16 protein-coding genes, 1 tRNA gene and 2 pseudogenes are annotated in these 17,028 nt (G+C 28.8%); 9 read left to right on the top strand and 10 right to left on the bottom strand.

What is annotated here, in order from left to right; translation table 11 throughout:
- Positions 1–46: 46 nt before the first annotated feature.
- On the bottom strand, positions 47–1,603 hold the full coding sequence (gene rho, locus BPLAN_RS00595; RefSeq protein WP_012821278.1) for a transcription termination factor Rho: 1,557 nt from the start codon (positions 1,601–1,603) through the stop codon (positions 47–49).
- A 131-nt stretch (positions 1,604–1,734) separates the two neighbouring features.
- Between rho and BPLAN_RS00600 the strand changes: the two genes are divergently transcribed.
- Both BPLAN_RS00600 and prfA read left to right on the top strand, forming a co-directional pair.
- Entirely contained in the window at positions 1,735–2,151 is a 417-nt protein-coding gene (locus BPLAN_RS00600) for a DUF4293 family protein (RefSeq protein WP_012821279.1), read from the top strand.
- Between the two features lie 51 nt (positions 2,152–2,202).
- A complete protein-coding gene (gene prfA, locus BPLAN_RS00605; protein WP_012821280.1) occupies positions 2,203–3,297 on the top strand; it encodes a peptide chain release factor 1 in 1,095 nt (364 codons plus the stop codon).
- On the opposite strand, the gene accC is transcribed toward prfA, so the two are convergent.
- Genes accC through rpmF form a run of 3 tightly spaced genes read right to left on the bottom strand, consistent with a single transcriptional unit; the run spans position 3,291 to position 5,390 of the window.
- Entirely contained in the window at positions 3,291–4,667 is a 1,377-nt protein-coding gene (accC, locus tag BPLAN_RS00610) for an acetyl-CoA carboxylase biotin carboxylase subunit (RefSeq protein WP_012821281.1), read from the bottom strand. The two genes, prfA and accC, sit on opposite strands and share 7 nt — an antisense overlap.
- Positions 4,668–4,686: 19 nt before the next feature.
- Positions 4,687–5,166 carry an acetyl-CoA carboxylase biotin carboxyl carrier protein gene (gene accB / locus BPLAN_RS00615; RefSeq protein WP_012821282.1) on the bottom strand — a complete coding sequence of 160 codons (480 nt, stop codon included), beginning with the start codon at positions 5,164–5,166 and terminating at the stop codon, positions 4,687–4,689.
- A 29-nt stretch (positions 5,167–5,195) separates the two neighbouring features.
- Positions 5,196–5,390 (bottom strand): 50S ribosomal protein L32, encoded by a 195-nt coding sequence (gene rpmF, locus BPLAN_RS00620; RefSeq protein ID WP_012821283.1) that lies wholly within the window; start codon positions 5,388–5,390, stop codon positions 5,196–5,198.
- Positions 5,391–5,511: 121 nt separating this feature from the next.
- Between rpmF and proS the strand changes: the two genes are divergently transcribed.
- A complete protein-coding gene (gene proS / locus BPLAN_RS00625) occupies positions 5,512–6,984 on the top strand; it encodes a proline--tRNA ligase (protein WP_012821284.1) in 1,473 nt (490 codons plus the stop codon).
- A 10-nt stretch (positions 6,985–6,994) separates the two neighbouring features.
- Here proS and BPLAN_RS00630 read toward each other — a convergent pair whose 3' ends face one another.
- Positions 6,995–7,945: a dihydroorotate oxidase gene (locus BPLAN_RS00630; RefSeq protein ID WP_012821285.1), complete on the bottom strand. Its 951-nt coding sequence runs from the start codon at positions 7,943–7,945 to the stop codon at positions 6,995–6,997.
- Between the two features lie 73 nt (positions 7,946–8,018).
- Here BPLAN_RS00630 and pyrF point away from each other — a divergent pair, with 73 nt between their 5' ends.
- Positions 8,019–9,386 (top strand): orotidine-5'-phosphate decarboxylase, encoded by a 1,368-nt coding sequence (gene pyrF / locus BPLAN_RS00635; protein WP_012821286.1) that lies wholly within the window; start codon positions 8,019–8,021, stop codon positions 9,384–9,386.
- Positions 9,387–9,609: 223 nt separating this feature from the next.
- Complete coding sequence (locus BPLAN_RS00640; RefSeq protein ID WP_041178272.1) at positions 9,610–10,182, top strand: MarC family protein; 573 nt, start codon at positions 9,610–9,612, stop codon at positions 10,180–10,182.
- Here BPLAN_RS00640 and BPLAN_RS03260 read toward each other — a convergent pair.
- Together BPLAN_RS03260 and fbp are read right to left on the bottom strand one after the other, a co-directional pair.
- Positions 10,171–10,356, bottom strand: a complete 186-nt coding sequence (locus BPLAN_RS03260) for a hypothetical protein (RefSeq protein WP_041178273.1) — start codon at positions 10,354–10,356, stop codon at positions 10,171–10,173. The genes BPLAN_RS00640 and BPLAN_RS03260 overlap by 12 nt on opposite strands.
- A 204-nt stretch (positions 10,357–10,560) precedes the next feature.
- Positions 10,561–11,562: a class 1 fructose-bisphosphatase gene (fbp, locus tag BPLAN_RS00655; protein ID WP_012821288.1), complete on the bottom strand. Its 1,002-nt coding sequence runs from the start codon at positions 11,560–11,562 to the stop codon at positions 10,561–10,563.
- Positions 11,563–11,831: 269 nt separating this feature from the next.
- On the opposite strand from fbp, the gene BPLAN_RS00660 reads away from it, so the two are divergent.
- Entirely contained in the window at positions 11,832–12,599 is a 768-nt protein-coding gene (locus tag BPLAN_RS00660; RefSeq protein ID WP_012821289.1) for a 1-acyl-sn-glycerol-3-phosphate acyltransferase, read from the top strand.
- Positions 12,600–12,602: 3 nt separating this feature from the next.
- Positions 12,603–13,079, top strand: a pseudogene (locus tag BPLAN_RS00665) (ribonuclease HI).
- Here the strand turns inward: BPLAN_RS00665 and BPLAN_RS00670 are convergent.
- On the bottom strand, positions 13,076–13,855 hold the full coding sequence (locus tag BPLAN_RS00670; RefSeq protein ID WP_012821291.1) for an RNA methyltransferase: 780 nt from the start codon (positions 13,853–13,855) through the stop codon (positions 13,076–13,078). The pseudogene BPLAN_RS00665 and the gene BPLAN_RS00670 overlap by 4 nt on opposite strands.
- Before the next feature lie 4 nt (positions 13,856–13,859).
- Between BPLAN_RS00670 and BPLAN_RS00675 the strand changes: the two are divergent.
- Both BPLAN_RS00675 and BPLAN_RS00680 read left to right on the top strand, forming a co-directional pair.
- Positions 13,860–14,296: pseudogene (locus tag BPLAN_RS00675) on the top strand (cytidine/deoxycytidylate deaminase family protein).
- Positions 14,279–14,361, top strand: a tRNA-Leu gene (locus BPLAN_RS00680). Before BPLAN_RS00675 ends, BPLAN_RS00680 begins: the two are co-directional and overlap by 18 nt.
- 21 nt (positions 14,362–14,382) lie before the next feature.
- Here BPLAN_RS00680 and ureC read toward each other — a convergent pair.
- Positions 14,383–16,095 (bottom strand): urease subunit alpha, encoded by a 1,713-nt coding sequence (gene ureC / locus BPLAN_RS00685; protein WP_012821293.1) that lies wholly within the window; start codon positions 16,093–16,095, stop codon positions 14,383–14,385.
- Positions 16,092–16,733, bottom strand: coding sequence for an urease subunit gamma (locus BPLAN_RS00690; protein ID WP_012821294.1), 642 nt, complete (start codon positions 16,731–16,733; stop codon positions 16,092–16,094). Before BPLAN_RS00690 ends, ureC begins: the two co-directional genes overlap by 4 nt.
- Positions 16,734–17,028: the final 295 nt, after the last annotated feature.

Raw genomic sequence — 17,028 nt, forward strand, 5'->3', positions numbered from 1 at the left:
TAAAGTTTTTTATTTATAAAACCAAATAATCGATAAAAATTTATACTTACCCATTCATAGATATTAGGAATTCTTCATTATTTTGAGTTCTAGCCATACGCGATCTTAAAAATTCCATAGCTTCTACAGGATTCATATCGGAAAGATGTTTTCGTAAAATCCACATCCTTTGTAAGGTATTGGGATCTAATAACAAATCATCTTTTCTAGTACTAGAAGAAACCAGATCAATAGCCGGATAAATTCGTTTGTTTGCAATTTTTCTATCTAATTGAAGTTCTTTATTTCCTGTTCCTTTAAATTCTTCAAAAATCACCTCATCCATTTTAGATCCTGTATCGATCATAGCAGTAGCAATAATAGATAAAGAACCTCCATTTTCTATATTTCTTGCTGCTCCAAAAAACCTTTTTGGTCTATGCAGAGCATTTGCGTCGACTCCTCCTGATAAAACTTTTCCAGATGCAGGAGCAACAGTGTTATAAGCTCTAGCTAAACGTGTTATAGAATCTAATAAAATGACTACATCATGAGAACATTCTACCATTCTCTTAGCTTTTTGCAATACTATATTAGCTACTTTCACATGTCTTTCTGCAGGTTCATCAAAAGTAGACGCGATCACTTCTCCTTTAACATTTCGTTGCATATCCGTTACTTCTTCTGGACGTTCATCAATAAGTAATATAATCAAATAGACTTCTGGATGATTAGCAGCAATAGCATTAGCTATTTCTTTTAATAAAGTAGTTTTTCCTGTTTTTGGAGGAGCAACGATCATCCCTCTTTGTCCTTTTCCTATAGGAGTAAAAAGATCGACTATTCTTGTAGAAAGAGTAGCATTTTTTTCAGCTAGTTTAAATTTTTCATTGGGAAATAGTGGAGTCAAATGTTCAAAAGAATCTCTTTCTCTGACAAAAAAAGGAGGCCTCCCATTTATTTCAAGAATTTTAATCAAAGGAAAATATTTTTCTCCATCTTTGGGTGGACGAACTTCTCCTCTTATGGTATCTCCCGTTTTCATTCCGAAAAGTCTAATTTGAGATTGAGAAACGTAAATATCATCAGGAGATGATAAGTAATTAAAATCAGAAGATCTTAAAAATCCATAATTTTCTGGCATAATTTCTAATACCCCCTCACTAATTATAATTCCCTCAAATTCATATTCAGAAGTACGATATTTATTAGTGATTCTCTGTGAAAATCCACTTTCTGATCCAGTAGAAGATTCTGATCTATCATTTTTTTTCCAATTTTGAAAATATTTTTTTTTGGATTTTCCAGTTTCTTCTGAAAGTTTAGAATAATTTTTTAAATGTTCTTGATTCGTTAATTTTTTTTTCCCATTGACACTTTCTAAGAATGTGGTCTTGGACTCCGTATTTTTTCTACTTTTGAATCCTTTTTTTAATAAAGAATTTTCTATCTTTGAATTTGTTGTAGATGTTGTATTTTTATTATTATTACTATTGAAAATGGAAATAATTTTTTCTAGGAGTTCGTTTTTTCGTAGTTGTGTACATTTTTTTAATCCTGAAGAACGAGCAATCTCCTGTAATTCAAAAAGTTTTTTACTTTTTAATTCAGTAATATCAAACATAAAGTAATTGGGTTCTATTTTATATATGCCATTCTTGGCTTATAAGACAGTATATAATACTATAAACACAATACAATTATACAAATTAATTTGAACTTCTAGAGAATAAATTAGAAAATATTTTTATACCTATGTTCTATCGGATACAAACTTTTTATTTATTTATATCCATATTAGTTTCTTCTATTTCTTTACATTTTTATCCATTTTATCCATATTCAAAAAAAAATATCAAGCCTTCTTTTTTTTTATTAGATAGATTCATTTTAATTGTTATAATAACATGTTTAATTCTATCTATTTTAAGTTTTCTTTTTTTTCAAAAAAAAAAACTACAAATATTTATCAATGGTCTAAACATCTTTCTAAATAGTACTACTTTTATATTGATTCTTATTTTTTCATGTTTTCAATCGAATAAATATTTCCTTCTTTCAAGAAAAACGAACCTTTTTCTTACATTTTTATCTATATGTTTCTTATATCTTTCTAGTAAAAAAATCAAAAAGGATATAAAATTAATCCATTCCATGAATAGAATACGATGAAAGATGAAATAAGTATTTAAATTCTTTTTACTAAAAAAACATTGAAAAAAAATGAAAAAAATTTCATTAATTAAGAAATTTGAAATACTTGAAAAAGAATTTCATGGAATTGGAAATTCCATTATACAACCTCATATTGTATCCAATCAAAAAAAATATAAAACATTATTAAAGAAGTATCGGAAGTTGGAAAAAGTAGTAAATATTTATGAAAAATACAAAAAAAAGTTAACAGCTCTTCAAGAAGCTAACTCTATTTTAAAAAACGATTCAGATCCAGAAATGAAAGAAATAGCTTATTTGGAAAAAAATAAAATTTTGGAAGATCTGTCTAATATTGAAAAAAAATCAGATGATCTACTATTTTCTACTTCTCCTACAGGAAGAGAAAATTTAGAAAACGATCATAGAAATGCTATCGTAGAATTACGTTCTGGAACAGGAGGTGATGAGGCCTGTCTTTTTGTAGAAGATATATTACGAATGTATATAATGTATTTCAAACAAGTAGGTTGGAAATATAAAATCATCCATGCTCAAAAAGGAGGAATCCAAGGTTACAAAGAAATAATTTTAGATGTAAGTGGAAAAGAAGGAGAAGGAGTTTATGGAAATTTAAAATTTGAATCTGGAGTCCACAGAGTTCAAAGGATCCCAAAAACAGAATCTCAAGGTAGAGTACACACATCTGCTATCACTGTAGCAGTTCTACCTGAGATAAAAGATATAGAAATGAAAATTCATTTATCGGATATAAAAAAAGACACATTTAGATCCAGTGGATCTGGAGGACAACATGTAAATAAAACAGAATCAGCTGTACGATTAACACATATTCCAACTAAAATAACAGTAGAATGTCAAGAAGAACGTTCGCAACACAAAAATTTTGAAAAAGCTATGAACGTTTTACGATCACGTATTTATCAAAATGAAAAAGAAAAAAGATTTAAAGAAAGATCTATTAAGAGAAAATCTTTAGTTTCTACAGGAGATAGATCCGTAAAAATACGCACCTACAATTATCCTAAAGGAAGAGTGACGGATCATAGAATTCATAAATCCATTTATAATCTTGTAGGATTCATGAACGGAAATATTCAAGAAATGATTAATTTCTTAAAATTATCTGAAAAAAATCAATAATTCGGATTTGATCCATTATCATCAAAATTGGAATCTAAATGAAGTATATCTAAAAAATTTGTATTATAGTCTCCTTTCAAAAAGTCATTATTTTGCATAAGCTGTTTATGAAAAGGGACAGTCGTACGAATTCCTTCTATTACAAATTCATCTAATGAACGACGCATTTTTTCAATAGTTTCTTTTCTACTTTTTGCGGTCGTGATAATTTTAGCAATCATAGAATCATAATAATGTGGGACTCTATATCCTGCATAAACATGGGTATCTACACGAACCCCTTTTCCTCCTGGTAAATGCATTTGAGTAATTTTACCAGGAACAGGACGAAAATCTTGAGAAGGTTCTTCTGCATTAACTCTACATTCCATAGAATACATTTTTGGATAATAATTTTTTCCAGAAAGTTTTTTTCCATTAGCTAAAAAAATCTGTTCTTGTATAAGATCTAAACCCGTTATTTCTTCTGTAATAGGATGTTCCACTTGAATTCTAGTATTCATTTCCATAAAATAAAAATTACGATTTTGATCTACTAAAAATTCTATAGTTCCTACTCCTTCATAACGAATAAATTCAGCAGCTTTTATGGCGACTTCTCCCATTTTCTTTCTCAAAGAAGGAGTTAAAAAAGGAGAAGGAGCCTCCTCCAACAGTTTTTGATTTCTTCGTTGAATGGAACAATCTCTTTCGGATAGATGACAAGCTTTTCCATATTGATCACTAATAATTTGTATTTCTATATGTCTTGGATTGAGAATTAATTTCTCTATATACATATCTTTCTTTCCAAAAAAGGCAAAAGATTCTTTTTTTGCTTCTTCCCAAGAACGCTTTAATCCTTCTTTATCTAAAACAGATCGTATTCCTTTTCCACCACCTCCAGAAACCGCTTTGATAATAAGAGGATACCCTATTTTTTCTGCCATTTTTTCTATTTCCTTATAAGAAGATTCCAAAAAAAAATCTGATCCAGGAAGACACGAGATTCCAGCTTTTTTCATAGTTTTTTTAGCTGAAATTTTATTTCCCATCTGAATGATATGATTTGGAAGCGGACCGATAAACTTAATTCCATGTTTTTTACACATAGATGAAAAATATGCATTTTCAGATAAAAAACCATATCCAGGATGAATAGCGTCTGCATTTGTGATTTCTGCCGCAGATATTAAATTTGGAACATTTAAATACGATTTATATGGAGAAGGAGGACCAATACAGACTGCTTCATCTGCAAAATAAACATGAAGACTATGTCTATCGGCTGTAGAATAAACAGCTACCGTTTTTATTCCCATTTCTTTAGCGGTACGTATCACTCGTAAGGCAATTTCCCCACGATTAGCAATTAATATTTTTTTAAACATAAATTTTGGATGTATACTTTTAATAATTAGGATCTAAAATAAATAACGGTTGATCATAATCAACTGGATTAGAGTCTTCTACAAGTATTTTTACGATTTTTCCATCTACTTCAGATTCTATATCATTAAATAACTTCATAGCTTCTATTACACAAATTTTTGTTCCTATTTTTATCTTATCTCCTACTTTAACAAAGGGCTCTTTATCTGGATGAGGTCTACGATAGAAAGTTCCAATCATAGGAGATTTAATAGTGATGTACTGACTTTTATCAGGTTTTTTTTCCATTTCTAATTTAGAAAACCTATCGGAAAAATCAGGAACAGGAGAATAAATTCTTCTGTTCTTGGATAAAATTGGATTCAAGAACTTTTTTCTTTTTCTTCTAAAAATGTTATTCTTAATATGAATTTGAGTTTCTCCTATTTTCACTCTTACTTCACGAATATTAGATTTAGAAATCAATTGAATCAGTGATTTAATATTTTTAAAATCCATAAATTTTACCGCAGATCTACCTATTATTATTACATGGATGGATTATCTTTTTTCAATACAATTTTCCCTCTATAATATAGTTTCCCTTCATGCCAATAAGCATGGTGATATAAATGTTTTTGGTGATTTAAAGGACATTTAACTAATAAAGGTTCCTGTATTTTTAGATGAGTTCTTCTTTTATTTCTCCTAGATTTAGATTGTCTTCTTTTAGGATGTGCCATGATAATGTACTCTTTTAATAAATCACTAATTTAGAAAGAAAATCAAATGCTCTATAATAAAAATAATTTTTTTATATTTAATGATCATAATATCCTAATAAATTTTTCTTGATTCTTTTTTATGCATCAATTAACTAAACGTAATGTGGATTATTCCAAATGGTATAATGAAATTATCATTAGATCTGGTTTAGCAGAATTTTCCGGAATTCGTGGTTTTATGATTATAAAGCCATATGGTTTTTCTATATGGGAAATTATAAAAAACACATTAGACAAAATGTTTAAAGAAACGGGACATAAAAATGTTTATTTTCCTATGCTTATTCCTAAATCTTCTTTCTCAAAAGAAAAAAAACATATTGCAAATTTTTCTAAAGAATGCGCTATAGTCACACATTGTAAGTTAAAAAAAAATACAGATCAAGAAGAATTAACTGTAGATCCAAAATCTAAACTACAAGAAGAATTAGTTATTCGACCTACTTCTGAAAGTATCATATGGAAAACTTTTCGACATTGGATTCATTCTTATAGAGATCTTCCTCTTCTTTTGAATCAATGGGGAAATGCTATTAGATGGGAAATGCGAACCCGTTTATTTTTAAGAACCTCTGAGTTTTTATGGCAAGAAGGTCATACTGCTCATTCTACTGAAAAAGAAGCCATAGAAGAAACTAAAAAAATATTAAACATTTATACGGATTTCTCTGAAAAAATTATGGCAATTCCTGTAGTACAAGGAATGAAACCATACATGGATAAATTTTCTGGTTCTGAAACCACATTTAGTCTAGAGGCCATGATGCAAGATGGAAAAGCTTTACAAATTGGAACTTCACATTTTCTTGGACAAAATTTTTCGAAAGCTTTCGATGTGAAATTCACTAATAAAAATGGAAAAAAAGAATATGTATGGTCTACATCTTGGGGCGTTTCGACTAGATTAATAGGTGGAATAGTTATGTTACACTCAGATGATCACGGACTGATATTACCTCCAAAAATAGCTCCTATACAAATAGTTATCATTCCTATATACAAAAACAAGCAAGAATTAAGTAAAATAAATGAAATAGCTGAAAGAATCCAAAAAATTATAAAAGAAAAAGGATTTAGTGTGAAATATGATAACAGAGAGATTTTTACTCCTGGATGGAAATTTCATGAATACGAAATGAAGGGAATCCCCATACGAATTAACATTGGATTGGATGAAATCATAAAAGAAAAAGCAGAAGTTTTTAGAAGAGATACTTACGAAAAAGTAGATGTTTCTTGGAATCAGATTATCACTTTTATTCCAAAACTTCTTGAGAAAATACAAAAGAATCTCTATCAAAGAGCTTTAAATAGAACCAAAAAATTGACCATGATTTCAGATCATTATGAGGATTTTAAAAAAAAAATAAACGGTGTAGGAGGTTTTATTCTTGCTCATTGGGATGGGACGAAAAGTACAGGAAAAAAAATTCAAGAAGAAACGGAAGCTACTATACGTTGTATTCCAATTTCTACTAAAAAAGAAGGAGGGAGGTGTATTTATTCTGGAAATCCTTCTTCTCAAAGAGTTGTTTTTGCAAAATCTTATTAATTTAAGGAGATTAAAAAACGTTTAATTTTCCTATAAATTTATTTATAGATGGAAATTTTTTTTTTTGCAGAAGATCAACTAACTCTTTTCTCAATCTATCAAAAACAGAAACCCCTTCTTTTATAAATTGTGTTCCTATTTGAACCGCTGAGGCCCCACACAATATGTGTTCAAAAATATCTTTTCCGGAACAAATTCCACCACAACCTATTATAGGAATCTCTTTGCGTAGATAAGTATAAAATTGACGAATATTTGCTAATGCAAATGGTTTTATAGTTTTTCCTCCTATCCCTCCAAAACCCATTTTTGGTTGAATCACCACAGTTTCTTTATTAATATCAATGAAAAGACCATTAGGCAAACTATTAATACAGGTAACAAAGAAAATAGGATATTTATTTAATATAAAAGCCATTTTTTTAATATGCCTATTTTCAAAATAAGGAGGTAACTTAACTCCTAAAGGTTTTTTATAAAATTTAAATATATTTTCGAGGAAATTAGAAATATTATTAAAATCATAACCTAATACTTGATCTTTTCCAAGAATATTTGGACAAGACAAATTTAATTCTACTGCACTGATACGGGAAAAAAGATTGGCTTTATGAAGAAGAAGATAATTTTCCTCTATAGAAAGTCCTGATATAGATAAAAAAAAAGGTTTTTTAGGATTTACTTTTTCTAAAAAATCTAAATAAAAATCTATTCCAAGATTGGGGAGTCCCATAGAATTAATGCTTCCAATATTCCATTCAAAATATCTAGGTTCTAAATTTCCTTTTCTTGGTTTCAAGGTACAACTTTTTGTTACAACAGCTCCGGAAGAACTAATAATCAATTTTTTAAGTTCTTTTTCTGTAGTACAGAGGACTCCTGAAGCATTCATAATACAAGAAGAAAGTTTGATCCCATTTATATCAGCAGATATATCTATTTTCTTTTTTTTCATGATCATAAAAATTGTGTAAGTAATATAATACAAAACCCACAAGGAGAAAATTTTTAACTTTAACCAAAAAAGGTTTTTTATGGAAGAAAAAGAACAGTTTTTTTTAAAGATTTATAATTTAGGCATTATCAAATTTGGTCATTTTACCTTGAAAAGTGGAATGACATCTCCTATATATATAGACTTTCGTCCAATAGCTTCTAGACCAGATTTATTAATAAAACTTTCTGATTTGCTTCTTAGTGAAGTTCCATATCATACGTTTGAACTTATTTGTGGAGTCCCCTATGCGGCTTTACCGATAGCTACTACTTTATCCTTAAGGTCAAGTATTCCTTTGATTATTAAGAGAAAAGAAAATAAAGGTTATGGAACCAAACGAATGATAGAAGGGATTTACAAAAAAGGACAAAATTGTCTTCTTATAGAAGATGTAATAACAAGTGGAGATAGTTTATTACAAACCGTGAGAGATCTTGAAAAAGAAGGATTGATTATTAAAAACATTCTATCTATTCTTGATCGTGAACAAGGAGGAATAGATAATATAAAAAAAAGAGGATTTAATATACGGACTTTATTTCGTATAGGAGAAGTTTTAAAGATGTTAGAAAAAAAAGATCTTTTAAAGGAAAAAGAAATACATATCATTCAATTTTTTTTCAAAAAAAGAAGTAAAAAAAATTTTCAGGAAAAACGTCTTTCCTATGAAGAAAAAAAAGAAAAAATTTCTCATCCCATTGGAAAAAAACTTCTTGATATAACGTTGAAAAAAAAAACAAATTTGATTGTTTCAGCAGACTTAATATACTCTGAAAAAATTTTAGAACTAGTGAATTTGACAGGAGATTCCATTTGTGGATTGAAACTTCATGCAGATATTATTAGTGATTTTTCATCTTCATTCATTGCATCTCTTAAAAAAATTTCTGTAGAAAAGAAATTTTTATTATTTGAAGATAGAAAATTATGTGATGTGGGACCTATAAATTATCTACAATTACATCATGGGATCCACAAAATTTCTTCTTGGGCAGATATTTTAACGGTACATCTACTTGCAGGAAGTATCAGTATACAAAACTTGAATATTCCTTCAAATATGGGATTAATTACTGTGTCTGAAATGTCTTCTTCTGGAAGATTATCTGATGATAATTACATAAGAAAAGCTTTAAACATCTCTTTGAAAAATCCAAAAGTAATTGGAACCGTAGCACAAAGAAGAGTAGACAATAGATTATTATTATTTACTCCTGGAATACATTTTTCTCAATCAAAAGAAAATTCGATGGGAAATACGTACATTCATCCTAATCTAGCTTTTCAAAAAAACAAAAGTGATTTTATCATAGTTGGAAAAGCTATTTATCAATCTAAAAATCCAAAAATTGTGGCAGAAAAATATAAAGAAGTAGGATGGAAAGCTTATGAAAATGGACTTTAGAAATTATACTTCATACAACAAAACTTAAAATTAAAACATGAATAGATTAAGTTTTTTTTCAAAAAAATTAATGGTACTGATTATATTTTTGTTTAATTTGTGTATAGATTAAGAGGAGGATAATAGAATAAAATCGTAGATATTTTTAATGATGTTTTATCATTTTTTATCCTCAAAAAGACTCTAATTCGAAACTTAAAAATTTTTTGAATAAATTTTGAATATGGAATGGATAAATTCATTAATCAGTTGTTTCATGATCCTTTTTAGCATTATAGATATACTAGGAAATGCTCCCATAATTATGGGTTTTAAATCCAAAGGAAATATTATAGAGACAAAAAAAGTGATAGTGACTTCTCTTATTATCTTTTTATCTTTTTTGTTTTTAGGACAACCTATGCTAAAAATTATTGGTGTAGATGTCCACTCTTTTTCCGTTGCAGGATCTATCGTTTTGTTTTTAATTGGATTAGAAATGATTTTAGGCATAGATCTTCATAAAGTAACAGAAAATGCCCAAACTTCTATCGTTCCAATTGCTTTTCCACTTATAGCTGGACCTGGATCCTTGACTACTCTAATTTCTCTAAGAACTACCTATGATGTAAATGTTATTCTCATTTCTCTAATACTCAATATGATAGTAGTTTATTTTGTTATAGATAGATGTGATTTTATAGCTGAAAAAATAGGAACTAATGGTTTAGATATACTAAAAAAGATATTCGGAATCGTTTTATTGGCTTTCGCAGTAAAAATTTTTGGAGCTAACGCAGGTCAATTATTTCAATAAAGATGAGGTTTCAGTATCTTTTATTAGATTAAATATTTTTTTAATAGAGGGGTTAATATCCTGAAATTTTGGTAAAAATTTTCCTATATAAATAAATACAATATGATAACTACAATTAATTCTCTCTATTTTTTCTTCTAAAATAAATTTATTTAATAAAAAAGAGGCCCGCAATAAACGTTTTATTCTATTTCTATGTACGGATTTTTTGAAATTTTTTTTTTACCAAAGTCCCAATTAGCTCTGTCCATCTCGTTTTCTTTTTCTTATTTGGATACAATAAGAAGAAACTATAAATAGGGAATACAGGTAATAATTTTCCGTATTTGATTGTATTATAAATAATATTTTTTTTTCTTTTTACTTGAAAGCCCATAATTATTTTTTCTCATTATTCATAAATTCCTCCAACTTAGAAACCATCCCTACAGGTCCACAAATGAATGGAGTCCTTTGATGTAATTTGAAAGGTTCTATATCTAGAATTCTTTTTTTTCCATCAGAAGCTTTTCCACCCGCTTGTTCTGTTAAAAAGGCCATCGGATTACATTCATAAAGTAACCTCAATTTTCCATTTGGAGAAAGTGCTGTTTTGGGGTAAATATATATACCTCCTTGTATCAGATTTCTATGAAAATCTCCCACTAAAGATCCAATATATCGTGCCGTATAAGGGCGATTATCTTTTTCTTCTTGACAGAATCTTATAAATTTTTTGATTCCATTAGGGAATCTAACATAATTCCCCTCGTTGATAGAATAAATTTTTTCTACTTCTGGAAAATGAAGTTTAGGATGAGATAAATAAAAAGTTCCTACAGAAGGATCCAAAGTAAATCCATGTACTCCATTTCCTGTAGTATAGACCAAAATAGTGGAGGATCCATAAATAATATATCCTGCAAGAATTTGTTTATTTCCTTTTTGCAAAAAATCTTCTATTCTTAAATCCATTTGAATAGGAGTCTTCTTGAGATATACTGAAAATATAGTCCCAATAGACACATTGACATCTATATTTGAAGAACCATCTAGTGGATCTATTAAAACAATATATTTCTTTTGAAAAGGATTTTCTTTTTCTCCCTTTATCACTATAAAATCTTTGCTTTCTTCCGAAGCTATTCCACAAACTACATTTCTGCTTTTAAATGATTCAATAAAAATTCTGTGTGCAAATTCATCTAGTTTCTGTTGATTTTCTCCTTGTATATTAGTTATTCCGGAACTTCCAATTTTTTTTGTTAAACCGGCTTTATTCACCTCCTTATTAATAGCTTTAGCTGCTAATTTAATAGAACTAAATAACCGTAATAAATCTTCTGTGGAATATAAAAAACGATCCCTATTTTCTATGATAAATTCTCCTAAGGTATACATGACGTATTTGGAAAATATATAAATATCAGATTTTTTTTCTTTTCTAAAAACATTGAATCTTCTGAAAAAGACGAAGATTTTTATTTTCTTTAAAAATCTTCTATTTTGTATACAAATTTATAATTAATATCATTTGAAAAAATAATGGAATATAAATTGTAAAAATTCAAATTTTAATCTTTAAAAAAAAAGTTATAAATTTTTGATTTTTAACCACAAAAAAAAAGAAGGAATAAATACATTCGTTTTTTGAGTAATTTTATTAGTTCATGAAAATTCTTCAAATTTCATTTATATTATTATGGCGTGCCTGGTTTTTTCTAATCAATATCTTTTTAGTGCCATTATGGGCAGGAGCTTCTATTCCATTTCTTTTTAAAGATAAATATTATCATATTGCATATTGGTTTCACCAAATGTGGGCGAGAAGCAATCTTTTTCTCATGGGTTTTTGGTATGTATTAGAAAAAGATAAAGAAATCTTAGATAAGAATAAACAATATGTGATAATCAGTAATCATAGTTCTATTATGGACATTATGTTGATTTACTCTTTAATGAGAAACCATCCCTTAGTTTTTGTAGGAAAAGCGGAACTAGCTAAACTTCCTTTTTTCGGTTTTGTTTATAGAAGAAGCAATATATTAATAAACAGGAAAAATTTATCTAGTTGCATGCAAGTATTTAAACAAATACAGGAAAAAGTAGATTCTGGAAAAAGTGTCTGTATTTTCCCAGAAGGAGGAGTTCCTAATCCTTCTATTTTTTTAGATCATTTTAAAAGTGGTGCCTTTTCTATCGCTATAATAAAAAAAATACCTATTGTTCCATTTACCATAGCTGATATAAAAACAAAGTTTCCAAGTTTTCCTATTATAAAGGGGGGACCTGGAAAAATACGAATAAAACAACATCATTCCATTTCAACAAAAAACTTATCCTTAAAAGACAAAAATTTCCTAAAAGAAAAATGTTTTAATTTAATTAAATATCAATTAGAAAAATTTGAACGTGAAAAAATAAAAAATGATAATTAACTCGTGAACAAAAAAATTCATATTTACACAGATGGTTCTTCCAAAGGAAATCCTGGACCTGGGGGATATGCTATTTTTATAGAAGTAGTAGGAACTACTTATAGAAAAGTCCTTTCCGAAGGTTTTCGTTATACCACTAATAATCGAATGGAACTATTAGCCGTCATAGTTGGATTAGAAAAAATTACAAAAAAGAAACAGAATATTGTTGTGTTTACCGATTCTAAATATGTGGTAAATACTATTCAAAAAAATTGGATATATCAATGGAAAAAAAATAATTTTTATAAAAAAAAAACGTAGATCTATGGATTCGATTTTTTAGATATATTTAATCAACATTTTATTGTTTTTCAATGGATAAAAGGACATGATTTTCATTATATTAATGATTATTGTGATCGACTATCGGTAGAAGCTTCCAAAAGAAAGAATTTAAAAATAGATTATGTCTATGAAAAGAAAAAAAATATTCATTAATTATAATTTCTTTGTCTAAGGACTTCATATATCATTATAGACATTGCATTACTTACATTTAGAGAATCCATATCTCCAAACATAGGAATGGTTACTATTTTGTGAGCAATATTTAACCAAATAGGTGATACGCCCTTGTTTTCTGAACCTAAAACGATAGCTAAACGTGAAGAAAATTTCGTTCTATATAATTGTATAGCCTTTTCATGAAATCCTGTTACTACAATTTCTATTTTTTTCTTTTGCAACCAGGAAATAATGGATTTTTTTTTCTCAATGAGAATTTTGTTTGTAAAAACACTTCCTAGACTACATCTAATTATATTAGGATTGTAAATATAGGTTTTTATATTACATAATATAATGAAATGAACCCCGACCGCATCAGCTATTCTTAGCATAGATCCTAAATTTCCAGGTTTTTCTATCCCATCCAATATAAGAATAAAAGGATTTTTATAGATTTTTATATTTTCTAGTCTTTCAAGATTTTTTCTTTTAAATAAGGCAATGATTCCACCGGAATTTTCTCTATAGGCTAATTTTTTGAAGGCTTTTATGCTAATAAAAAAAACAATGTGATTAAACGATTTGATAAGATTATATTTGTGAAATATTTTTTTGCATATGAAAATTTCTATGGGAAAAAAATTCCCTTTTATTGCCATTTCAAATTCTTTAATTCCTTCTACAAAAAATATTTTCCTGGAACTTTTTTTATAAATTTTTCTTAAATTCTTAATTTTATGACAATGTATCCCATATATGTTTTCCATGATTATGAAATTTCTTGATAGAACTTACATGAGTCTAGCTATAGAATGGTCAAAATTATCTTATTGTAAAAAAAAAAAGTAGGAGCTATTATAGTCAAAAATAACCGGATCATATCCGATGGATACAACGGGACTCCAAGTGGATTTGATAATATATGTGAAGATAAAAATGGAGAAACCAAATGGTATGTTTTACATGCAGAAGCGAATGCTATTTTAAAAATGTCTACTTCTTCGTATTCTTGTAAAGGCGCTTTTTTATACATTACACATTTTCCATGCAAAGAATGTAGCAAATTGATTTATCAATCTAAAATTAAAAGAGTAGTATATTTATATGATCATAAATATGCCATAAAAAATGATGGATTAAATTTTTTTAGAAAATCTAAAATCATAGTAGATCCTTTAAATGATCACGAAACCCAGATGGCGAAATAGGTAGACGCGTTGGATTCAAAATCCAATGATTTTACATCATGCGGGTTCGAATCCCGCTCTGGGTACTACTTTTATTCTCATCTTCGTTAGAATAAGAAATATCGTTGAGAAAGCGGTAAAAAATCCGATGGTTTGGATGTTATTTTTTTTCCTTCTATATAAACGCTATAGTTTTTTGGATCTACCTCCAAATTTGGAGTTTCTCTATTTAATATCATGTCTTTTTTGGATAAAGAACGACATCCTTTGACTATCTTAATTTTCTTTTTTATTTCATTTGTTTCTAAAAAACCATCGTTGATAGCATGTAATGAAACAAAAATACTGCTCAATTTTGGTTCAAAATAACCAAACATTTTACGATACATAAATGGTTGTGGGGTAGGAATAGTGGCATTAGGATCTCCCATACTCGCGTACGCAACCATGCCACTTTTTATAACTAATTCAGGTTTCACTCCAAAAAAAGAGGGTTTCCATAAGACCAAATCTGCCATTTTTCCAATAGAAATAGATCCAACATATTCTGAAATTCCATGAGTGATAGCAGGATTTATGGTATATTTAGAAATATATCTCTTGACTCTAAAATTATCATTTTGATGAGAATCATTCTTTAGAGATCCTCGTTCTTTTTTCATTTTATCTGCTGTTTGCCAAGTACGTTTTACGACTTCTCCAATTCTTCCCATAGCTTGAGAATCTGAACTAGTCATACTGATAGCTCCTATGTCATGTAATACTCCTTCTGCACTAATTGTTTCAGATCTAATACGTGATTTAGCAAAAGCGATGTCTTCCGGAAGATTGGAATCTAAATGATGACATATCATTAACATATCTAAATGTTCATCAAGAGTATTGTTGGTATAAGGCATAGTAGGACTTGTAGATGACGGTAAAATATTTGTATGAGATATCACTTTTAATAAATCAGGAGAATGTCCCCCTCCTGCTCCTTCTGTGTGATAGGTATGAATAGTTCTATTTTTAAATGTTTTTAAAGTATCTTCTATATAACCCGATTCATTTAAGGAATCTGTATGAATATTTACTTGTACATCCATTTTTTCCGAGACATTTAAACATTGATCTATCACATATGGAGTACTTCCCCAATCTTCATGAATTTTTAATCCACCGGCACCAGCCTTTATCTGTTCGATTAAAGCTTCAGGATGAGAACTATTTCCACTCGCAAGAAAAATAAAATTTATCGGAACGTGATCTGTACTTTTTAACATTCTTTGAATATTCCAAACTCCAGAAGTACAATTAGTAGCTATAGTTCCTGTAGCAGGACCTGATCCTCCACCAATAATGGTTGTCGTTCCATTTTCTAATGCGACTTCAAATAATTGAGGACAAATATAATGAACATGACTATCTACACTACCAGCCGTAACAATCAGGTTTTCTGAAGAAATAACTTCAGTTCCCGCACCAATATACATATTTGAAGTTACCCCATCCATAAAATATGGATTTCCTGCTTTTCCTATCCCAACAATGATTCCATTCTTGATTCCAAGATCTGCTTTTATAATTCCCCAATGATCAATGATAATAGCATTGGTTAAAACTAAATCCAGAACTCCTTCGTTTCTAGTAGCAAATGGATGTTGTCCCATTCCATCTCGAATAACTTTACCTCCTCCGAAAACACACTCATCACCATAAATAGTGTAATCTTTCTCAATTTCAATCCATAAAGAGGTATCTCCCAAACGGACTTTATCCCCTTTAGTCGGACCATACATACTTGCATAAGATTCTCTATCTAACTTTTTTATATTCATATTTTTGTATTCTCTTTTCCGGAAAAGCCATAAATTTTTTGACTCCCACCTATTTTTACCAAAATAACTTCTTTTGTTTCACCTGGCTCAAAACGAATAGATCTTCCAGAAGGAATATCTAGTCTATATCCTTTAGTTCCATTTCTATCAAAATGAAGAGCTGCATTGGTTTCATAAAAATGAAAATGAGACCCTATTTGTATGGGACGATTTCCAACATTCGATACTACTCTTTCTATACGAGGTCTACCAGGTAATAAAGAAATCTCTTCTTTGAGAAGATCATATTGTCCTGGAATCATCATATTGTTATTGGAGGAATTTTTCTTAATGCTTTTTTTAATAGGATGGTGAATGGTTACCAGTTTTGTTCCATCAGGAAAAGTTGCTTCTACTTGAACATTATTAAGCATTTCATATACTCCATCCATCACTTGATCATAATGTAGGAGGTTCCCGGCTTCAAACATAAGTTCTTTCACTGTTTTTCCATCACGTGCACCTTCCATTACATAATGGGTAATTAAAGCCACAGACTCAGGATAATTTAATTTCAATCCTCTTTCTAAACGCTTTTTTGCCAGTTCTCCAGCCATGTGAAGAATAATTTTTTCCTTTTCATAAGAAGTTAAATGCATATCAATTTATCGTTGCAATAACAGTTACAAATTTAAATATATTATTATCGAAAAAAAAATTAAACATTGTTCATCACATTGATGTTTTTTTTCGTGTAAACTTTTGATAAAAAAAACACAAAAGGATTCGTATCTTTATAGAAAAGGAACCTGAAAGCTTTATTTTCCAAATTAAAACTTTTCAAATTCACAGAAAATTATTCAAGAAAATTTTTTATGAAAAAACGATAGCATAAATAATCTTCTGTAGAAATATTTTAAACCTGAAAAAGACACTCCTCTGCAAATTATCATT

The organism is Blattabacterium sp. (Periplaneta americana) str. BPLAN, assembly GCF_000093165.1.
Classification (GTDB): Bacteria; Bacteroidota; Bacteroidia; order Flavobacteriales; family Blattabacteriaceae; genus Blattabacterium.